At 69.9% G+C, this 18,296-nt stretch carries 19 protein-coding genes; 3 read left to right on the top strand and 16 right to left on the bottom strand.

The window, feature by feature from the left end; genetic code table 11:
- Positions 1-11 precede the first annotated feature (11 nt).
- Genes NHL51_RS08135 through NHL51_RS08120 form a run of 4 tightly spaced genes read right to left on the bottom strand, consistent with a single transcriptional unit; the run spans position 12 to position 4,499 of the window.
- A complete protein-coding gene (locus tag NHL51_RS08135; RefSeq protein ID WP_434142988.1) occupies positions 12-764 on the bottom strand; it encodes an SDR family NAD(P)-dependent oxidoreductase in 753 nt (250 codons plus the stop codon).
- Positions 761-2,050, bottom strand: coding sequence for a M20 family metallopeptidase (locus NHL51_RS08130; RefSeq protein ID WP_434142987.1), 1,290 nt, complete (start codon positions 2,048-2,050; stop codon positions 761-763). The genes NHL51_RS08135 and NHL51_RS08130 overlap by 4 nt, the downstream gene beginning before the upstream one ends.
- Entirely contained in the window at positions 2,047-3,273 is a 1,227-nt protein-coding gene (locus NHL51_RS08125; protein ID WP_434142986.1) for a PLP-dependent aminotransferase family protein, read from the bottom strand. The genes NHL51_RS08130 and NHL51_RS08125 overlap by 4 nt, the downstream gene beginning before the upstream one ends.
- A gap of 2 nt (positions 3,274-3,275) precedes the next feature.
- Positions 3,276-4,499 (bottom strand): M24 family metallopeptidase, encoded by a 1,224-nt coding sequence (locus tag NHL51_RS08120; RefSeq protein ID WP_434142985.1) that lies wholly within the window; start codon positions 4,497-4,499, stop codon positions 3,276-3,278.
- A 119-nt stretch (positions 4,500-4,618) separates the two neighbouring features.
- On the opposite strand from NHL51_RS08120, the gene NHL51_RS08115 reads away from it, so the two are divergent.
- Positions 4,619-5,518 (top strand): LysR family transcriptional regulator, encoded by a 900-nt coding sequence (locus NHL51_RS08115; protein ID WP_434142984.1) that lies wholly within the window; start codon positions 4,619-4,621, stop codon positions 5,516-5,518.
- On the opposite strand, the gene NHL51_RS08110 is transcribed toward NHL51_RS08115, so the two are convergent.
- The 4 genes from NHL51_RS08110 to NHL51_RS08095 form a co-directional block, all read right to left on the bottom strand.
- The gene (locus NHL51_RS08110; RefSeq protein WP_434142983.1) at positions 5,503-6,321 is read right to left on the bottom strand and encodes an SDR family NAD(P)-dependent oxidoreductase; all 819 of its coding nucleotides are present in this window, start codon (positions 6,319-6,321) and stop codon (positions 5,503-5,505) included. The genes NHL51_RS08115 and NHL51_RS08110 overlap by 16 nt on opposite strands.
- Entirely contained in the window at positions 6,318-8,009 is a 1,692-nt protein-coding gene (locus NHL51_RS08105) for an amidohydrolase (RefSeq protein WP_434142982.1), read from the bottom strand. Before NHL51_RS08105 ends, NHL51_RS08110 begins: the two co-directional genes overlap by 4 nt.
- A 5-nt stretch (positions 8,010-8,014) precedes the next feature.
- Positions 8,015-9,406 (bottom strand): MFS transporter, encoded by a 1,392-nt coding sequence (locus tag NHL51_RS08100; protein ID WP_434142981.1) that lies wholly within the window; start codon positions 9,404-9,406, stop codon positions 8,015-8,017.
- A 120-nt stretch (positions 9,407-9,526) separates the two neighbouring features.
- Complete coding sequence (locus tag NHL51_RS08095; RefSeq protein WP_434142980.1) at positions 9,527-10,258, bottom strand: maleate cis-trans isomerase family protein; 732 nt, start codon at positions 10,256-10,258, stop codon at positions 9,527-9,529.
- Positions 10,259-10,416: 158 nt separating this feature from the next.
- Between NHL51_RS08095 and NHL51_RS08090 the strand changes: the two genes are divergently transcribed.
- Positions 10,417-10,914, top strand: a complete 498-nt coding sequence (locus NHL51_RS08090) for a DUF3830 family protein (RefSeq protein WP_434142979.1) — start codon at positions 10,417-10,419, stop codon at positions 10,912-10,914.
- Between the two features lie 83 nt (positions 10,915-10,997).
- On the opposite strand, the gene ehuA is transcribed toward NHL51_RS08090, so the two are convergent.
- The 6 genes from ehuA to NHL51_RS08060 all read right to left on the bottom strand — a co-directional run bounded on the left by ehuA (position 10,998) and on the right by NHL51_RS08060 (position 16,227).
- Positions 10,998-11,813: an ectoine/hydroxyectoine ABC transporter ATP-binding protein EhuA gene (gene ehuA, locus NHL51_RS08085; protein ID WP_434142978.1), complete on the bottom strand. Its 816-nt coding sequence runs from the start codon at positions 11,811-11,813 to the stop codon at positions 10,998-11,000.
- Positions 11,797-12,453 carry an ectoine/hydroxyectoine ABC transporter permease subunit EhuD gene (gene ehuD / locus NHL51_RS08080; RefSeq protein WP_434142977.1) on the bottom strand — a complete coding sequence of 219 codons (657 nt, stop codon included), beginning with the start codon at positions 12,451-12,453 and terminating at the stop codon, positions 11,797-11,799. Before ehuD ends, ehuA begins: the two co-directional genes overlap by 17 nt.
- Positions 12,450-13,145: an ectoine/hydroxyectoine ABC transporter permease subunit EhuC gene (gene ehuC / locus NHL51_RS08075; RefSeq protein WP_434142976.1), complete on the bottom strand. Its 696-nt coding sequence runs from the start codon at positions 13,143-13,145 to the stop codon at positions 12,450-12,452. The genes ehuD and ehuC overlap by 4 nt, the downstream gene beginning before the upstream one ends.
- A gap of 33 nt (positions 13,146-13,178) precedes the next feature.
- Positions 13,179-14,081, bottom strand: a complete 903-nt coding sequence (gene ehuB, locus NHL51_RS08070; RefSeq protein ID WP_434142975.1) for an ectoine/hydroxyectoine ABC transporter substrate-binding protein EhuB — start codon at positions 14,079-14,081, stop codon at positions 13,179-13,181.
- A 118-nt stretch (positions 14,082-14,199) separates the two neighbouring features.
- Entirely contained in the window at positions 14,200-15,417 is a 1,218-nt protein-coding gene (locus tag NHL51_RS08065) for an MFS transporter (RefSeq protein ID WP_434142974.1), read from the bottom strand.
- A gap of 21 nt (positions 15,418-15,438) precedes the next feature.
- The gene (locus NHL51_RS08060; protein WP_434142973.1) at positions 15,439-16,227 is read right to left on the bottom strand and encodes a maleate cis-trans isomerase family protein; all 789 of its coding nucleotides are present in this window, start codon (positions 16,225-16,227) and stop codon (positions 15,439-15,441) included.
- 102 nt (positions 16,228-16,329) lie between these two features.
- On the opposite strand from NHL51_RS08060, the gene NHL51_RS08055 reads away from it, so the two are divergent.
- The gene (locus tag NHL51_RS08055) at positions 16,330-16,803 is read left to right on the top strand and encodes a RidA family protein (protein WP_434142972.1); all 474 of its coding nucleotides are present in this window, start codon (positions 16,330-16,332) and stop codon (positions 16,801-16,803) included.
- 26 nt (positions 16,804-16,829) lie between these two features.
- Here the strand turns inward: NHL51_RS08055 and NHL51_RS08050 are convergent, their stop codons facing one another.
- Positions 16,830-17,534, bottom strand: coding sequence for a GntR family transcriptional regulator (locus NHL51_RS08050; protein WP_434142971.1), 705 nt, complete (start codon positions 17,532-17,534; stop codon positions 16,830-16,832).
- Positions 17,535-17,567: 33 nt separating this feature from the next.
- Entirely contained in the window at positions 17,568-18,272 is a 705-nt protein-coding gene (locus NHL51_RS08045) for a GntR family transcriptional regulator (protein ID WP_434142970.1), read from the bottom strand.
- Positions 18,273-18,296: the final 24 nt, after the last annotated feature.

Genomic DNA, 18,296 nt, shown 5'->3' with positions numbered 1-18,296 from the left:
GGCTCGCGGGGCTACTGGGCCAGGTAGCCGCCCTCGACAGGGATCGACGCGCCCGTCAGATACGACGCCCGCTCCGAGGCGAGGAAGTCCACCACCGCGGCGACGTCCTCCGGTTCGGCGATGCGGCCGAGCGGAATCGCCGCGGCCACACGCTGCGCCTCGGCCTCGGGGTCGGGAAGGCCCTCGAGCCACTCCTCGTACAGCGGCGTGCGGGTCATGCCCGGCGCGACCGCGTTCACGCGAATGTTGAACGGTGCGAGGTCGATCGCCGACGCGCGCGTGAATGCTTCGATCGCCCCCTTCGAAGCGCTGTAGACGCCCATCGTCGGCACTCCGATGCTCGCGAGCCGCGAGGTGATGTTGATGATCGCACCGCCATCGCCCTGTTCGCGCATCTGCCGCGCTCCCGCGATGAGCAGGTTCATCGTCGCGAACGTGTTCGTCCCGAACGTGCGCACGATCTCCTCCTCTCCCACCTCGAGCAGGTCGTTCGTGTGGTCGATCGCCGCGTTGTTCACGAGCACGTCGAGGCGCCCGAACGATTCGACCACGCGGGCGACGAGCTGCGCGCTCGCGCCGCTCGCGCTGAGGTCGCTCGCGAAGAACCGCGCGCCGTCGCCCAGGTCGGCCGCGACCGCTTCGCCGCGTTCGACGGAGCGGCCGACGAGCGCGACCCGGAAGCCGCTGGCGACGAGCTGCTGCGCGATGACGACCCCGATGCCCGAGGTCGCCCCCGTCACGATGGCGGTTCTCCGATTGGTCATGACTGCTCCTGTTCTTCGGTGCCGCCCGCACGCCCGTTCGCCGATGCGGCGAGCCGGAGCACGGTGAGCGCGTATGCGCGCGCCGCGAGCACGAGGTGATCGATGCGCACGTGCTCATCGGGTTGATGCGCCTGATTGTTGATGTCGCCCGGGCCGAGGATGATGGTGGGAACGTTGTGGAAGCCGGCGATGAACCCGCCTTCGCAGGCCGCGGTCCATCCGGTCACCCGCCCCGCGCGGCCCAGCTCGGCCACGGCCGCCGCGGCGGTCGTGACGACCGGAGATCCGGGGGCCGTGCGGAACCCGGGCATCTCCATGTTCACCTCGCCGAACACCTCGATGCGGTCGGCGCTCGGAATGTCGCCCGTCGCGATGTCGGCGCGCACCTTGCCGAGCAGCCCCGCGAGGATCACCCGCGGATCCTCGCCCGGCATCGTGCGCCGGTCGACGGTGAGATAGGTCTGGCGCGGCACCATCGACGTGCCGCTGCCGCCCGCGATCGTCCCGACGCTCCAGGTCGGGCCGCCGAGCAGGGGGTCGTGGTCGCCCTCGAGACCGGCCAGGTGCTCGCGGCGCACGAGCTCGACCACGCGGCTCGCCGCGTAGATCGAGCTCGCGCCGTCGGACGGGCGGCCGGCGTGTGCGGATGCCCCGAGGCATTCGATGACGAAATTGCTCGCGCCGCGGCACCCGATGACGACATCGAGATCGGTCGGTTCGGCCACGATGCAGGCGAGGTATTCGCGGGGCGCTCCCGTCGGCGGGGCGTCGGCGGCGCCGGGCGCCAGCGCTTCGGCGGCGCCGAGCGCGGCGAGCACGCCCTGCGCCCGATCCTCTTCGTCTCCGGTGCACAGCAGCTCGAGGCGCAGCTCGGGCGACACGCGGTGCACGGCCTCCATCGCGGCGAGCACGGCGGCCAGCCCGCCCTTCATGTCGGTCGTGCCGCGACCGATGATGAGCCCGTCGTGCACGCGGGGTTCGAAGGGGTCGGCGCTCCACCCCTCGCCCGCGGGCACGACGTCGCTGTGCCCGAGGAAGAGCACGGAAGGCCCGCTCTCCGGGCCGAGCACGGCGCGCAGGTTCTCGCGCCCCGGTTCGAACTCCTGGGTGACGACGCGGGCGCCGATCCGCTCGCATATCGCGCGCAGGCGGTGCACGGTCTCGGCCTCGGTCTCCCCCGGGTTCTCGCCGCGCCCGCGGATGAGTTCGCAGGTGTCGTCGACGATGCGGCGCTCGTCGATGCTCGCGAGGGCGCGCTGCTCGCGATCGGCGCTCGACGCGGTCATCGCGCGCCGTCCCAGGCGGGGTGCGTGCGGCGGATCGCATGCGCCAGCCGGCTCACGCCCGCTTCGATGCGCTCGGGCGACGACGTCGCGAAGCACAGCCGCAAGGCATTGCGCAGCGACGCGTCGACGGTGAATGCCGGTCCGGGAATATAGGCGACGCCGTCGGCCAGCGCCGCGGGGAAGAGCTCCTCGGTGTCGAGATCCGCGAGGGCGCCGGCGAAGGTCACCCAGAGGAAGAAGCCGCCTTCGGGGTCGGTCGCCACTGCAGCGTTGCCGAAGTGCCGGGCAAGCGAGGCGCGCATGGCGTCCTTGCGCTCGCGGTAGATCGGCAGCATGCGATCGATATGGCGCTCGAGGTGCCCGTCGGCGAGCAGATCGGCGACCGCGCGCTGCACCGGCACGCTGCTGCAGGTGTCCATCGCCTGCTTCGCGTTGATGGCGAGCTCCCGCACCGCGGGGTCGACATCGATCCATCCGGTGCGGAGCCCGGGGGCGATCGTCTTGGAGAAGGTCCGCACCTGGAAGAGGAGCGGGTGCCGAGGCGCGAGCTCGGCGAAGCTCGGCTCGGAGGCGCCGTCGAAGCGGAGCATGCCGTACGGGTCGTCGTCGATGATCATCGCGTTCCAGCGCTCGGCGAGCTCGAGGAGCAGCTCCCTGCGCTCGCGGCTGAGAGTCACACCCGTGGGGTTCTGGAAGTTGGGGATCACGTAGATGGCGCGCGGTGCGCGCCCGGCCCGATCGACGAGTTCGGGGAGCGCCTCGACGATCATGCCGCGGTCGTCGGTCGGCACCGGCAGGATATCGGCGCCGTAGCTCAGCGCGGTGGCGTTGCCGTTGCTGTAGGTGGGCGCCTCGGCGACGACCAGGTCGCCCGGGTCGACGAACAGCTTGAAGGCGATATCGAGCCCCTGCATGCCGCCGTTCGTCACCAGGATGCGGTCGTCGCTCGTGTCGAGGCCGAGGCGCTCGCTCAGGCGGAGGATCTGCTCGCGCAGCACGGGCTCGCCCTGCGATTCGCCGTAGTCGTAGCGGCCCGCGGCCTGCTTCGCGAACGCCTCGTCGATCTCGGCCATCGGCATCAGGTCTTCGCTCGGCGCGCCCATCGCGAATCGCACGATGTCGTGCTGCTGCTCGGCGAGCAGGGCGGTCGAGGCGTCGATGACCGAGCCGATGAGCAGCTCGGCCCGGTCCGCGAACGCGGGCGAGAGGGTGGTGGGGGCCATCGTCAGATCTCCTTCACGATGAGTTCGCGCGGTGCGCTGGTGAACACGTCGGCGCCTCCCGGGGCGACGCGCGCCGACTCCGAGGCCTCGAAGCCGTAGCCGGTCATCCACATGCCCGCGATGAGGTGGAAGGTCATGTTCTCCTCGAGCACGGTGTCGTTGCCGGCCCGCAGGCTCACGGTGCGTTCGCCCCAGTCGGGCGGGAAGCCGACGCCGATCGAGTAGCCGAGGCGCGACTTCTTCTCGAGGCCGTGGCGGCGCAGCACGCGGTCGAACGCGGCGTGCACATCCGCCGAGGTGTTGCCGGGGCGCAGTGCTTCGAGCGCGGCGTTCAGCCCCTCGACCGTGGCGCCCGCGAGACGATCGAGCTCGCGGGTCGGCGCCCCGAGCGACACGGTGCGCGCGAGCGGCGCATGGTAGCGATGGTGCACGCCGGTGAGCTCGATCGAGACGGCCTCGTTCTTCGCCATGCGTTCGGCCGTCCAGGTGAGGTGCGGGGTGTCCGCCCCCTCGCCGTACATGAACATCGGCACGATCGCCGGGTAGTCGCCGTCCGCGAGCGTCGCCGGGTCGTCTTCCGTGGCCGCGACGCCGCGCGCCTGTGCGGCCAGGACCTCGGCGGCGAGCTCGTTGAGCGGCACACCTTCTCGGATCGCGTCGACCGCGGCGCGCATCGCGCCGCTCGCGACCAGGCCGGCCTTGCGCATCTGCGAGATCTCGAAATCCGATTTCACGAGCCGCACCCAGTTGACGAGTTCGCGGCTCTCGACGAGATCCCACTCGGGCAGGCCGTCGCGCAGCGCGAGATACGAGCGCACCGCGAAGAAGTGGGCGTCGCCCTCGAAGCCGATGCGCAGGGCGCCGGGGCCCGGAGCGCCATCCGCATAGCCCCGGGCGCGCAACTGCTCGGCTACCCAGACCATCGGGTGCGTGTCGGGGCGGTGCACGGTGGTTTCGGGGTAGCCGAGCACGTCGTCGCCGTAGCGGAGCGCGGTGCGGTGGGCGCCGAGCGCATCCATCTCGCGCATCGCGAGCACCGGTGCGCCTGCGAGCGGCACGTAGAAGATCTGCGGGGTGTAGAACGACCAGGCGTTGTACCCGGTGAGGTAGAAGATGTTGGCGGGGTCCGCCACCACCAGCCCGTCGAATCCGCGCTCGCGCATCGACTCGCGCACGGCGGCGAGCCGGCGATCCAATTCCGCGCCTTCCAGCACCCCTACAGACATCGGCTCCTCCTTCAGCTGCTCCGCTTCCGTCTTCCTCCACCGTAGGCGACCAGCATTCTTTATCAAGACCGACCGGTATCATCAATACCGTTCACTTTCCATTAACAGAAGGGGGCCGCATGCTCGACACCGGCAAACTCGTGCTGCTGCGCGAGGTGTCCCTGCGGGGCAGCGTGACCGCGGCGGCGGCCTCGCTCGGCGTCAGCCCCTCGAACATCTCGCAGCGCCTGAGTCGCCTCGAGCGCGAATGCGGGGTGCCGCTGCTCGAGAGCGAGGGCCGCGGAGTGCGGCTCTCCGCGGCGGCCGTGCGCCTGGTGGAGCACACGGAGCAGATCCTCGAAGTGCTCGAACGGGCCTCGAGCGAGCTCGAGTCGCCCGGCGGCGCGCCGAGCGGCACGGTGCGCCTCGTCGGGTTCCACACCTTCGCCATCGGCATGCTCGCGAGCGCGACTCGCGCCCTGCACCGGGATGCGCCCGGCCTCAGGCTCGAGTTCGTGCAGCTCGACCCCGAGGCCGCCGTCGACCGGCTGCTCGCCCGTCGAGCCGACATCGCGGTCGCCGACGAGTACCCCGGGCACCCCTTGCCGCCGAGCCCCGGGCTGCGAGGCACGGTGCTCGGCAAGGAGCCGATCCAGGCGTACCTGCCCGCCGGAGTCGATGACCCCGCGGCCGCCGTCTGGGCGATGGAGCCGCGCGCATCCGACTCGTTCCGCTGGAGTCGCGGCATCTGCCGCGCCGCGGGCTTCGAACCGCGCGTGCAGTTCGAGTCGCCCGATCCGTACGTGCACCGCCGCCTCGTCGAACAAGGGGTCGCCGCAGCATTCCTCCCCGCCGGGGTGGCGGCCGGCCTGCACGCACCGGTCGCGCCCGTCTCCGGCTTCCCCGACGATATGCACCGCCGCCACGTCACGCTCATCAGGCGCGGTACCGAGCGTTCGCGCGCCGTCGCCGCATGCCTGGCCGCGCTGCGGACGGCCTGGGGCGAGGTCTGGGGCGCCGCGGATCAACCGATCGTATAGCCCCCGTCGACCGGCAGCACGGCACCCGTGATGTAGCTGGATTCGGGCGACGCGAGAAAGACGGCCGCGCCCGCGATGTCGTGGGGCGCAGCGAGGCGGGCAAGCGGTACTCGGGCGGTGACCTCGGCTTCGGCGACCGCGGGGTCGCGCTGTTCGGCGAGCCACGCCTCGATGAGGGGCGTTCGCGTCATGCCCGGCGCGACCGCATTGACCCGGATGCCGAGCGGAGCCAGTTCGACCGCGGAGGAGATCGTGAACGAGTTGATCGCGCCCTTGGTCGCGGCGTACCCGCTGACCCCGGGCATCCCGACCGCGGCGAGGCGCGAGCTGATATTCACGACCGAACCGCCGACCGCCGTGCGCCCGGCATCGCCGTTCCCACGCGCGGCCGATGCAGGGGCGGAGAAGAGCGGAACGAGCCGCTGCGTGAGCAGCATGTGCGAGACCACGTTCAGCGCCATCGTCTCGAGCAGCGACTCGCGCTCGAGCGCGCCGATCAGGTCGTTGTGGCGGCGACCGACGTTGTTGATGAGCGCCGCGAGCGGCCCGAAGCGGTCGTCGAGCTGGTCGGCCACGACTTCGGCGGCATCGGGCAGCGCATGGTCGACCTCGATGAAGCGCATGTGCTCGGGCAGCTCCTCGACCGGTGCCGTGCGCCCCGTCAGCACCGCCCCGAAGCCGCGCTCCACGAGCCCGCGCGCGATCGCGAGACCGATGCCCGAAGTACCACCGGTCACGATCGCGGTGCCGAGCGGGCGCATTCGCCCGCCTGCGGTGCCGGCCTCCGGCTGGGTGTCGGTCATGCGTCCTCCGATCCCTCGGTGAATATGCCGTGCGCGTCGAAGACGGCATCGTCGCCGACGACGGTCGCGAGCACGTCGATGGCTCCGATGCGCGACGGCTCGACCGCCGTCGGGTCGTCGCCGAGCACGGCGAAGTCGGCCAGATAGCCGGGCGCGATACGCCCCTTGCGGTCACCCCAGCCGGTCACCTCGGCAGAACCGACGGTGTAGGCGCGCAGCGCCTCCGCCGCCGTGAGCCGTTCGTCGGGACCGTACACCCAGGCTTCCGCAGTGAGACGCTCGACCGCGGCCTGCATCACGTCGAGCGGGCGGCCCGCCGCCACCGGCCGGTCCGAGCTGCCCGCGACGGGCAGGCCGTGCCGCAGCAGGCTGCCGAGACGGAACGACTGCGCGGAGCGCTCGTCGCCGATGTACCCGCGGAAGCCGTCGCCGTACACGCGCATGAAGTACGGCTGCGCGACGATCGACGTGCCGAGGGCGGCGAGCGCCGCCACCTGCCCTTCGGCGACCACCCCGCCGTGCTCGATGCGGTGCGGCAGGGGCGGTGTCACGTCCTCGGCGCGCAGCTGCTCCAGTATCTCGATCGCGAGGCCGACCGCCTCATCGCCGACCGCGTGCATCGCGAGCGCCCACCCCGCGCGACCGGCGTCGAGGGCGTGCCGCCGCATCTCTTCGAGGTCGCCCTGGAAATAGCCGCGGTTCGACGGGCAATGGTGGTACCCCTGCGACATCCGCGCCGTATTCCCGAGGATCGACCCGTCGAGGAAGATCTTCACCGGGCCGAGCTGCAGCCGGTCGTCGCCGAGCCCGCTGCGCAGCCCGCCGGGCAGGCCCCGGAAGCTGCGGCCGTCATCGCCGAGCGGGACGTCGCCGAGCACGTCGGCGACGAGCATCGGCTGCATCCTGGTGCGCAGGACGCCGGCATCGAGCGCGGCCTGATAGGCGGCGAACTCCTGAGCGCTGTGCCCGATCCACCCGCCCCCGATGCCCGCATCGGTGATGCTCGTGAGCCCCTCGGCCGCGTACCGGGCCGTCGCCGCGTCGAGCGCCGCGACGATCTGCTGCTGCGGCGCCGGCAGCATCTGCTGCTGCACGAGTGCCATCGCCGTCTCCTCGAGCAGCCCGGTGGGCCGGCCGGCGTCGTCGGTCACGACCGAACCGCCGTCGAACTGCTCGCGCCCCGTGATGCCGAGCGCCTCGATAGCGCGCCGGTTCACGAAGCAGGAGTGGCCCGAGGTGTGCTTGATCCAGACGGGGCGACGGCCGGAAGCCGCGTCGAGCCGGTCGGCATCGGGGTACGCGCCGCCCGTATCCATCTGGTTGTAGCCGGACGCGACGACCCACTCCCCGGCTTCGAGGCCGGCGGAGGCCCGCGCGATGCGCCCGTAGAGGTCGTCGAGGCCATCGCATCCGGCGAGATCGGTCTCGAGCAGCGTGTGCCCGAACCACACCGAGTGCGCATGCGCGTCGTTGAAGCCGGGCACCACGACGGCTCCGCCCGCATCGATGCGGCGGCGGGCGGCGAGCCCGTCGAGCGCGCCTGCGCGCCCGGGCGCCCCGCCGCCGGACGAGGCCCCGGCCTCGACCGCGACGATGCGGCCGTCGAGCACCGCGATCGCCGACGCTCTCGGGGCGACCTCGTGCTGCGTGAGCACCCGGGCGTTCTCGATGATGGTATCGACGCGCATGCGGCTCAGTCCTCGCCGGGCGCCGGGATGCGCGTATCGATGCCGACGATCGCGACGGGCTGGGTGCGGATCGACACTCCCGCGGTCTCCTTCATCGCGAACGCCGCGACCAAGCCGATCGCGCATGCCACGATCATGTAGACGGCGGGGGTGAGGTCGAATCCCGTTCCCTCGATGAGCAGCTCGTTCGCCGCGGGCGCCGTACCGCCGAAGGCCGCAGTCGCCACGTTGTAGGTGATGGCGAAGCCCGCGTAGCGCACGTGGGTCGGGAAGAAGGCGGGGAAGGTCGAGGAGATCGTGGCGAGCTGCGGCAGGTACAGCAGCCCGAGCACCACGAAGGCGAGCATCGCCCAGCCGAAGCCCTTCTCCATCATCATGTACATCGGCAGCACGAGCACCATCAGCCCGATGAGCGAGAAGATCCACATCGGCTTCCGGCCGATGCGATCGGACAGCGCGCCGAAGAACGGGATGATCGCCATCATCACGAGGTAGCCGATGAGCACCACCATGAGCCCGGCATCGGCCGACAGACCGATGGTGTTCTGCAGATAGGTCGGCATGTAGGTGAGCAGCGTGTAGTTCACCACGTTCAGCGCGATGACGAGACCGGTCATGACGAGCATCGCCCGGCGGTAGTGGGTGAACAGCTCGCGCCATACGCCGCGCTTGTTCTCCTGCGCCGCCTTCTCGGCCTTCTCGGCCGCTTCCTCCTGCTCCTGGAAGAGCGGGGTGTCCTCGATCTTGTTGCGCAGGTACATGCCGATGAGGCCCAGCGGGCCGGCGAGCAGGAACGGGATGCGCCAGCCCCACTGCTCCATCGCGTCGTCGCCGAGGATGCGAACCGCGGCCAGCACGATGAATGCACCGAGCGCGAAGCCGCCGAGCGTGCCGAACTCGAGGAAGCTGCCGTAGAAGCCGCGCTTCTTGTCGGGCGCGTACTCGGCCATGAATGTCGCCGCCCCGCCGTATTCGCCGCCCGTCGAGAAGCCCTGCACCATGCGCAGGATGATGAGCAGGATCGGTGCGAAGACACCGACCTGCTCATAGGTCGGCAGTACGCCGACGAGGAATGTAGCGCCGGCCATCAGGAGGATCGTGAGCGCGAGCACCAGTTTTCGCCCGAACTTGTCGCCGAGCGGCCCCCAGAACATGCCGCCGAGCGGGCGCACGAGGAACGAGAGGGCGAAGGTCGCGAGCGCCATCGCGGTGCCCGATCCGCCATCGGTCGGGAAGAAGTTGACCGTGATGTAGGTCACTGCCACGGCGTACACGCCGTAGTCGAACCATTCGGTCGCGTTGCCGATCGCCGAAGCGGCGATTGCCTTGCGCAGCGTGGCCTTATCGGGCTCGCGGACTCTCGGCGCCGAGCCTGATCCTGCGGCTGTCTTGCTCATGATGTGTGCTCCTTTGCAACTGGATGTGGTCACCGCCCACTCGGGACTCGTGGTCTCGGGCAGTCAGGGTGCGCAGGTGTGAGCGTGCCCCGAGTGTACGCACCCCTCTGTAATGCGCTGTCAGGACGAGGCGGCGGCGTCCTTCGCGAAGAGAGCGCCCATCGCCGGAATGGGCGGGGTCGTACCGGCGAGGCGGAGTCCCTGCCAGAGCGTCACCTGGTTCGCGGTGAGCACCGGCTTGCCGAGCGCGGTTTCGAGCCGCTCGATGATCCGGGCGGTATGCATCGCGGTGTCCGGCAGCAGCACGGCCTGGGCCTCGGCGGGATTGTTGCTCTCGGCGAGTGCGACCACGCCGTCGTCGTCGAGTTCACCGGCGAGCGCCGCGGTCTCGATGTCGTGGCTCACGAGCGACAGCACCTCGATGCCCGCGTCTTCGAGCAGCTTGCGGAAGTGCCGGGAGACGTCTTCGGGGTACGTCGCCGCGATGGCGACTCGGGAGAAGCCCAGGTGGCGGATCGCGTCGACGAAGGCGAGCGAGGTCGATGAGGCCGGGACCGCGAGGGCGTCGCCCACTTCGGCGGCCTGGCGCCGGGCCCCTTCGAGGCCGAAGACGAAGCTGCCGGAGGTGCAGGCCCAGATGATCGCGTCGAGCTGCTTCGCCCGCAGATTCTCGGCGCCCTCGAGCAGTCGCTCGCTGCGGCCGAGGTCGAGCAGGGCGTCGACCTCGTGCGCATCGACGCCGACCGAGGTGTGCTCGAGCTCGAGTGCCACACCGTCGGGCACGAGGGCCTGCATGAACGGGTAGTCGTCCTCCGCGCCGTACCCGGGGTAGAGAAAACCGATCGTGGTCATGTGCGTCCTTTCGACGAGCGCGTCCGCTGCACTGCGTGACGCCACCTTATCCTACATTCCAATTGTTGACAATCATCTCGAGCAGGACCTACTCTAACCATCACGGCCCGCCTCAACACGTACCCGCGCGGGCGCAACGAACGCAAAGGAGCGCATGCATGAGCCGCTACATCACGATCACCCTGGTCAAGCGCGGAGTATCGTGCCGGGCACGACTGCTCGACGATGAGGCCCCGCGCACCGCCGCAGCGGTCTGGGACGCCCTGCCGCAGGAGGGCCAGGCCTACCACGGCAAGTACGCGCGCAATGAGATCTACAACCTGGTGCCCGCCTTCGCCGACCAGGAGCCGGGACCCGAGAACACCACGATCACGCCGATCCCTCGCGACGTCTGCTACTTCAGCTTCTCCGAGACCGAGCTCGGCAACCCGGGCTACGGCTACCGCTCGGGCGAGGGCGGCGACACCGGCGCGAGCATCGTCGACCTCGCGGTCTTCTACGGCCGAAACAATCTCCTCATCAACGGCGACAAGGGCTGGATCCCGGGCAACGTCTTCGCCGAGATCGAAGACGGCTTCGAGGAGTTCGCGGCGGCCTGCCAGGACATGTGGATGACCGGCGCCGCCGGGGAGACCCTGCGCTACGAACGGGCCTGACCGGGCACCGCGCAGCAGGGGCGGGTCGGCACTCGCCGATCCGCCCCTGCTTGCGTGTACTCGGAGAGGCCGGGCGACCGCGGTCAGTGACCGACGACCGCCTCGAGGAACTGGCGGGTGCGCTCGGACCGCGGGTGCTCGAAGAGCTGCGCGGGCGGCCCCTCTTCGACCACCTGCCCCTGGTCGAACATCACGATGCGATCGGAGATCTCGCGGGCGAACCTCATCTCGTGCGTGACCATGAGCATCGTCATGTTCGTGGTCGTGGCGAGGCGCCTGATGACGTGCTGCACCTCGCCGATCAGCTCGGGGTCGAGCGCGCTGGTCGGCTCATCGAGCAGCATCACCTCGGGCTGCATGGCGAGGGCCCGCGCGATCGCCGCGCGCTGCTGCTGCCCGCCCGAGAGCTGGGTGGGCAGGTGCTGCATGTGGTTCTGCAGCCCGACGAGTTCGAGCAGCTCGGTCGCCCGCTCCACGGCTTCGGCCTTCTTCAGGCCCCGCACGTGGATGGGGGCCTCGATGACGTTCTCGAGCACCGTCATGTGCGGGAACAGGTTGAACTGCTGGAAGACCATGCCGATCTTCTTCCGCGTCTCCAGCGTCTGCTTCGTCTCGCGCGGTTTGTCCCCCTTCGCGAGGTTCCACAGCACGTCCCCGCCCACCGTCACGAGCCCGATGTCGGGCGTCTCGAGCGTCATGAGCACGCGCAGAATGGTGGTCTTCCCCGAGCCCGAGGGCCCGATGATCGATACCTTCTCGCCGGGCTTCACCTCGAAGTCGAGGCTGCGCAGCACGTGGTTGTCGCCCCACGACTTGCTCACGTTCTCGAACGAGATCGCGACGTCGATGTCGTCATCGGGGTTGTTGAGGGTTCTGAGGATGTCAGTGTGCGGGGACAAGGCGGTGCTCCAAACGTCGAATGAGCAGTGAACAGGGGAAGCTGACCAGGAGGTACAGCAGGCCGGCGATGGTGATCGGCTCGAGGTAGCGGTAGTAGTTGCTGCCGATCTGCATCGCCGTGCCCATGAGCTCGAGCAGGGTGATCGACGAGAGGATCGCCGAGTCCTTGAACATCATGATGAGATAGTTGCCGAGCACCGGCACGATCGGGCGGATCGCCTGCGGCACGATGATGCGCATCCACATGCGGCCGCCGGGCAGGCTCAGCGCCTTGCCCGCCTCCCACTGCCCCGCCGGCAGCTGCTCGATGCCCGATCGGTACACCTCCGCGGTGTAGGCGCTGTAGTTCAGTCCGAGCACGACGATGCCGGTCGGCAGCGGGTCGAACGCGAGCCCCGCGTAGGGCAGCACGAAGTAGGCGATGTAGGCCTGCACGAGCAGCGGGGTGCCGCGCACGAACGAGACGATGAAGGTCGCGAGGTGCGAGATCACTGGAATCTCGAGGTATCGCAGAATCGCGAGGAGCAGACCGACGACGAGGCTGATGATGAACGCGAAGAACGTGATCTGGATGGTGAGCCAGAAGCCGCGTCCGAGCTGCGGCATGATGGAGATGACGAAGTCGTTGTCCCAGATCATCGGGCGCTCACCCCCTTCCGCGCTTCGCGCTTCGCGCGCAGCTTCGCCTTGCGGTCCAGGGCGAAACGATGCTCGAGCAGCCGCGTGATCCTGCCGATGATGAGCGACAGCAGGTAGTACATGACGAGGATGGTCAGGAAGATCTCGACCGTCGCCCCCGTCACGGTGCGGGCGTTGAACGCGCGCCAGGTGAGGTCGCCCACCGTGACGAGCGACACGAGCGAGGTGTTCTTCAGCAGGTCGACCATGACGTTGCCGAACGAGGGCAGCATCGCGGGCACCGATTGCGGGATGAGGATGCGCCGGAGCCGCAGCGTCGGGCTCATGCCGAGCGCGATCGCCGCCTCGGTCTGACCACGGGGCCGCGACCGGATCGTTCCGCGCACGATCTCGGCGGCGTAGGCGCCCTCGTTGAGCCCGAGCGCGAGCACGCCGGCGAGCACGGGGTGCAGCTGGATCCCGAGGAACGGCAGCGCGAAGAAGAACCAGAACATCTGCACGAGCAGGCCCGATCCTCGGATGAACTCGACGAACACGAACGAAGGCCAGCGCAGGTACCAGCGCCGGGAGAGCCCCGCCAATCCGGCGGCGAACGCCACCGCGATCGTCAGGGCCGCTCCGAGCACCGTCACCATCACTGTGACTCCGAGCCCCTCGAGGAGGAGCCCGGAGTACTCGATGACTGAATCCATGGATCTACTCCGGAGTCGCGGGCGATCCGCGCGTCAGCCCGCGTTCTTGCAGAGCTCTTCGGAGGTCACGCCCTCGACGGCCTCGGGGTCGAAGCCCCACTTGGTGAGGATCTGCGCGAACTCGTCGGTCTTCTTGAACTCCGCGAGCGCCTCGTTGTAGGCGTCGAGCAGCTCGGTGTCGCTCTTGCGGAACGCGGCGCCCGAGCCGGTGCGCGGCGCATCCTCGATCGCGTCGGTGACCTCGAGGCTCGCGTCGTCCTCCGCGATGAGGTCGCGCAACGACAGCGTTGGCAGCAGGAAGGCGTCGGCGCGGCCGGCGCCGATCGACTCGACGCCGCTGCGCGCATCCTTCACGAGCACGTGCTGATCGGCGGGCACCTCGGCGGACTTGAGGATGCCCTCCTCGAAGCCGCCGGTGAGCACCGCGATCTTCAGGTCGGGGTTGTCGAGCACGTCCTGAATGGTGGTGATGCCCTCGGGGTTGCCCTTCGGCACGCCGAACGATTCCGTCGACACGATGACCGGCTCGGAGTAGGCGACCGCCGCGCATCGCGACTCCTTCATGAAGAGGCCCGCGGCGACGACGTCCCAGCGGTCGGCATCGAGGCCGGGGATCATCGATTCGTACGGCGTGGTCACCCCCTGGATCTCGTCGATGCCGATCTTCTTGAGCACGGCGGCGAGGACGTCGGGCTCAGCGCCGGTGACGGTGCCATCGGTCTCGACCTGCGTGTAGGGCGGCTCGTTGGCGATCGCCACCCGAAGGTACCCGTCCTGCTGCGCACGTTCGAGCGTGCTCGTCGCCGCGCCGTCGCCCGCGGGCGTCCCCTGCCCCGGCGTCGTGGTCGAGCACGACACGAGCAGTGCGGCGGCGAAGGCGCCGCCGAGCACTGCCGTCGCTACCCGACGGGTACGCGTGAACTGCTTGAGGGTCATCATTGACTCCTTATTCAGAATGTTCTGCCGTTATGGACGGGCGGGCCCGCGTTCGAGCGATATCGAAACTGTAGGACAATCCCACCCTAGGACAATATGGCAGTCTTTGCGACGACCGTCAAGGCATCCTGCGGCGTCGTGATGCGCCCGTGACATCCGCCCGGCGAGCCCGTACCGCGAGCACCAGTCCGAGCAGCAGTGCGACGCACGACACCGTCACGACCGCGGGCACGGCACGGCCCGCGGAGAGCGCGATTCCCCAGCCGACGCCCCCTGCCCACAGGCCCGCATCGACCGTGAGATTCCAGACCACCGAGGCACGGCCCGCCTCGAGCCGCCTCAGCACGGCGTGCAGCGTGACCGTCTGCACGGCGCCGATGCCCGCCCCGAGCAGCAGCCCGCAGACCACCACCGCAGCGAGCCCGGGCACGAGCACGCCTGCGGCGGCGGCGACCGCGACGCACCCGGCGACCAGCACCCAGGCCACGCCGGCCGGCAGCCATCGCTCCAGCTCTCCCCCGAGCCAGCGCCCGATCGCATTGCCCAGCTGCACGCAGAAGATCGCGAGCGCGGCGCCGGCGGCATCCGAACCGAGCACCGCGAAGCTCGACAGGCCGTGCGAGAGCAGCAGCACGCTGACGAGCAGGAACGCCAGCACCCCGATGGGCACGCCGGAGAGTCGCCCTCGCCACGGCACGGCCCGCACGCGCCCGGGCACCCCAGCCCGCCCCGGCTCCCGCCCCGCCCCGGCGGGAAGGCGGCTCGCGGCCGCCGCCGACACTGCGCAGAGCGCTGCCGCGCCGACCCCGAAGACCTCGGGCGAGAGCACCAGGGCGAGCTGCACGCCGGCAGGCGAGCCGAAGGCCGAGGCGAGGAGCGTGACGAGGCCGTAGACTCCGAGTGCCCGCCCGAGCGAAGCGCCGGGCACGAACAGGGCGACGCCCTGCGTGCCGACCACGACGATCGCACCGAACCCGATGCCGCTGAGCGCAGCGCCCGGCATGAGCAGCGCCGGTCCGCTCGCGGAGCCGGAGAGCAGTGCTCCGACGCCGAGGAGGATGAGCGCGAGTACGAGCACGAGCCGCAGCGACCACCTGCGCACGAGCGCCGGGACGAACGCCTGAACGGCCATCACGAACGCCATCATCGCGCCCGTGAAGAGGCTGCCGAGCTCCGGGGCATCGGGCCTCGTGACCGGGAGCAGCGAGTAGAGCGCGAAGAAGACGGCGATGCCCGCCGCCACCGCTGCGGTGAGCAGGGCGAACGCGCGCACCGCACCGCCCGGCACGCGCCCCGCGCTCTCGGCGGGCCCCTTCGCGGGGGAATCCGCCCCCATCATCGACGCCCTTCCGCCCGGCTACGCCTCGATGAGACGCTGGCCGGGCCCCACTGCAGCCGCGCCGATCGCGCGCAGGGCCGCCCACACCGTGGCCTGGTTCGCCGACACGATCGGCTTGCCGAGCTCCTGCTCGAGCGGCGCGATCAGGTCGTAGCTCGGCAGATTGGTGCAGCTCACCACGATCGCCTCGGCGTCCGGGTGATCGACGTCGCGGATGAGCCGGGCGGTGCGCTCGTACGGCACGCTCCAGATCTCTCGATCGAGCCCGAGCGCCTCGTGCTTCACGACGGCGATATCGTGCTCGCCGAGATAGCGGTCGAGGTGCACCGAGAGTTCGGGGAGGTAGGGGGTGGCGACCGCGACCGTTCGCGCGCCGAGTACGCCGAGCGCGTCCACGAGCGCGCCGGACGTGGTGAGCGCGCGGGTCGCGCCCGCACGCAGCATGGAGGCGCGCAACTCCTCCTCCCCCGCCCTGCCGCGCACGAAGCTCGCCGAGGTGCACGCGTACGCGACGGTATCGGCCCGGCCGGCGATCACACTGCGCACCCCCTCGCGCAACTGCTGCTCGTCGGAGATCTCGAGCGCGAAGTCGACGGTGACGGCGTCGTCGACGTACGGCGTACGCGTGATCAGCAGGTCGACGTTCGGCGGGCACCAGCGCCAGAGCTCGGCATCGAGCTCGAGGTCGAAGGGCGCCACGATGCCGAGGGCGAGGCGCGACTCGGGCCCCGCTGGCAGGTGCGTCTGCTCAGGGATCCCTGTCGCTTGCGCGGGTGCGCCCATGTGGGCTGCGGTGTTCGGTTCCATCTCCGCCTCGGTTCATGCAGTGCTCGCTCGGCTCACACGAGCAAGCGTGTTATTGTTGAATTGTTGACATTCTAAACACGAAACCGACCGGAGGGAAGACCCGTGCGCCTCACCCCGCAGCAGATCGCCGAGCTGCTCCCTCCGCCCCCGCAGCCCGCAGCCGACTACCTCCCGGTGCGCGAGGCCGCGGGCATGCTGCACGTCGCGGGGCAGACCCCGCACATCGCCGGCGATATCGCCATGCGAGGCGTGGTCGGCGAGTCGGTCGCGCCCGAAGACGCTCGCGATCTCGCCCGCACCGCCGTGCTCAACGCGGTCTCGGCCCTGCAGCAGCACCTCGGCGACCTCGATCGCATCTCGCACTTCGTCTCGCTCACGGTGTTCGTCGCGGCGCTGCCGACATTCACCCGCCACCCCTGGGTCGCCGACGGCGCATCGAATACGCTCGTCGAGCTCTTCGGCGAGGCCGGGCGCCACGCGCGCGCAGCGGTCGGCGTCGCATCGCTCCCCGACGGCGCCCCCGTCGAGGTCAGCGTCATCGCCTACGCGGAACCCCTCCCGAAGACGAATCGCTGACGCCGCACGGGGCGGTCGCGCGCGACTCAGTCCGAGCTTTCGACCTCTCGCAGGATCATCTCCACGGCATGGTCCATATGCTCGGCGAGCAGCCGGTGCAGCAGCGGCACGTCGCGCTCGCGGATCGCCTGCGCGATCGCACGATGCTCGGCCAGTCGCTCGGCCGCCGGGTAGACGCGGCTCTCGAGCCCCGAGAAGCACATGCGCGCCTCGGTCGCGAGCGTCCCGTACATGCGGTCGAGCCGAACGCTGTGCGCTTCGGCGACCATGCGCTCGTGGAACTCGATATCCAGCCGGGCGATCTCCTCGAGCCCGGCCCCTTGAGCGATCCGCTCCTCGTACAGATCGCTCGAGGCGTCGAGCGCCGCAGCCATCTCTGATGCGCGGTCGGTGACATCGATCACCTTGAGGCAGGCGGCCCGCTCGATGGCGAGTCTCGCGGTATAGATGTCGAACACGGCCGCCGAGTCGAGCTCTGCGACGAATACCCCGCGATTCGGGCGGCTCACGAGCAGACCCTCCTGGGTCAACCGCTGCATCGCCTCGCGCAGCACGCCACGGCTCACCTGCAACTGCTTCGACAGCTCGACCTCGACGAGCTGCTGCCCCTGGGCAAAATGACCGAGGGCGATCCCCTCGCGCAGACGCCGGGAGATCAGGCTCGCCGTCGATTCGGCCCGGATCGGCGCGATATCCGCACTGTCGAGCCCGCGATTCACCACCTCAGTCATGATGCCGTCCCCGGTTCCGGTATCCGCGCACGACTACTGCCGCCGCGCTGCGGGCTCGGACGCGTCGGCCCGCACGGTCAGAATGTCACGCAGACGGGATTCGTTCTCATCGATGTGCTTGAGCAGGAGCGCCTCCGCATCGCTCGTGCGACGCGAGACCAGCGCATCGACGATCTCGCGGTGGCGGTCGACGATCGCCTCCTGCGGATGCAGGTACTCCTCATCGGTGTGCGAGAGCACCGCGAAGTAGAAGATGAGCTCCTTGCAGATCGTGTCGTAGAAGGCCGACAACCGCTCCGACCGGAGCAGGCCGACGATGGCCTGGTGCAGCGCGAGATCGGCCGCGATGATCTGGTCGGGCTCGAGCCCCGCCGCCGTCGCTTCGAGTCGCTCGCATGCCTCGGAGAGCGTGGCGAGCTGCTCATCGCTCGCCTCGACCCGCACCGCAGCGAGCTCGATATGACGGCGGGTGCGGAACACGTCGGCGAGATCGGCGACCGACGGCGTGGTCACGACGGCGCCGCGATGCAGCTCGTACTTCACGAGCCGGCTCTGCTCGAGCAGGCGGATGCCCTCGCGCAGCGAGTTGCGCGAGATCTCCATGCGCTTCGCGAGCTGGGTCTCCCGCAGCGGTTCGCCCGCCGACAGCACGCCGGTGACGATGAGCCTGCGCAATCGGTCGGAGACCAGCTCGGCGGCACTGGTCATCTGTATGGGTTCGACTGCGTACTCCGGCATGGAATCAGCGTACACCGTCAGATC

Source organism: Leucobacter sp. gxy201 (genome assembly GCF_051043335.1).
Lineage (GTDB): Bacteria > Actinomycetota > Actinomycetes > Actinomycetales > Microbacteriaceae > Leucobacter.
The sequence above is the reverse complement of the archived record's forward strand: the minus strand, read 5'-3'. Positions and strand labels throughout refer to the sequence as shown.

Bases quoted from the DNA above. Each gene is read 5' to 3' on its own strand.
- NHL51_RS08135 (WP_434142988.1), bottom strand. From the start codon at position 764: ATGACCAATCGGAGAACCGCCATCGTGACGGGGGCGACCTCGGGCATC.
- NHL51_RS08130 (WP_434142987.1), bottom strand. From the start codon at position 2,050: ATGACCGCGTCGAGCGCCGATCGCGAGCAGCGCGCCCTCGCGAGCATC.
- NHL51_RS08125 (WP_434142986.1), bottom strand. From the start codon at position 3,273: ATGGCCCCCACCACCCTCTCGCCCGCGTTCGCGGACCGGGCCGAGCTG.
- NHL51_RS08120 (WP_434142985.1), bottom strand. From the start codon at position 4,499: ATGTCTGTAGGGGTGCTGGAAGGCGCGGAATTGGATCGCCGGCTCGCC.
- NHL51_RS08115 (WP_434142984.1), top strand. From the start codon at position 4,619: ATGCTCGACACCGGCAAACTCGTGCTGCTGCGCGAGGTGTCCCTGCGG.
- NHL51_RS08110 (WP_434142983.1), bottom strand. From the start codon at position 6,321: ATGACCGACACCCAGCCGGAGGCCGGCACCGCAGGCGGGCGAATGCGC.
- NHL51_RS08105 (WP_434142982.1), bottom strand. From the start codon at position 8,009: ATGCGCGTCGATACCATCATCGAGAACGCCCGGGTGCTCACGCAGCAC.
- NHL51_RS08100 (WP_434142981.1), bottom strand. From the start codon at position 9,406: ATGAGCAAGACAGCCGCAGGATCAGGCTCGGCGCCGAGAGTCCGCGAG.
- NHL51_RS08095 (WP_434142980.1), bottom strand. From the start codon at position 10,258: ATGACCACGATCGGTTTTCTCTACCCCGGGTACGGCGCGGAGGACGAC.
- NHL51_RS08090 (WP_434142979.1), top strand. From the start codon at position 10,417: ATGAGCCGCTACATCACGATCACCCTGGTCAAGCGCGGAGTATCGTGC.
- ehuD (WP_434142977.1), bottom strand. From the start codon at position 12,453: ATGATCTGGGACAACGACTTCGTCATCTCCATCATGCCGCAGCTCGGA.
- ehuC (WP_434142976.1), bottom strand. From the start codon at position 13,145: ATGGATTCAGTCATCGAGTACTCCGGGCTCCTCCTCGAGGGGCTCGGA.
- ehuB (WP_434142975.1), bottom strand. From the start codon at position 14,081: ATGACCCTCAAGCAGTTCACGCGTACCCGTCGGGTAGCGACGGCAGTG.
- NHL51_RS08065 (WP_434142974.1), bottom strand. From the start codon at position 15,417: ATGGGGGCGGATTCCCCCGCGAAGGGGCCCGCCGAGAGCGCGGGGCGC.
- NHL51_RS08060 (WP_434142973.1), bottom strand. From the start codon at position 16,227: ATGGAACCGAACACCGCAGCCCACATGGGCGCACCCGCGCAAGCGACA.
- NHL51_RS08050 (WP_434142971.1), bottom strand. From the start codon at position 17,534: ATGACTGAGGTGGTGAATCGCGGGCTCGACAGTGCGGATATCGCGCCG.
- NHL51_RS08045 (WP_434142970.1), bottom strand. From the start codon at position 18,272: ATGCCGGAGTACGCAGTCGAACCCATACAGATGACCAGTGCCGCCGAG.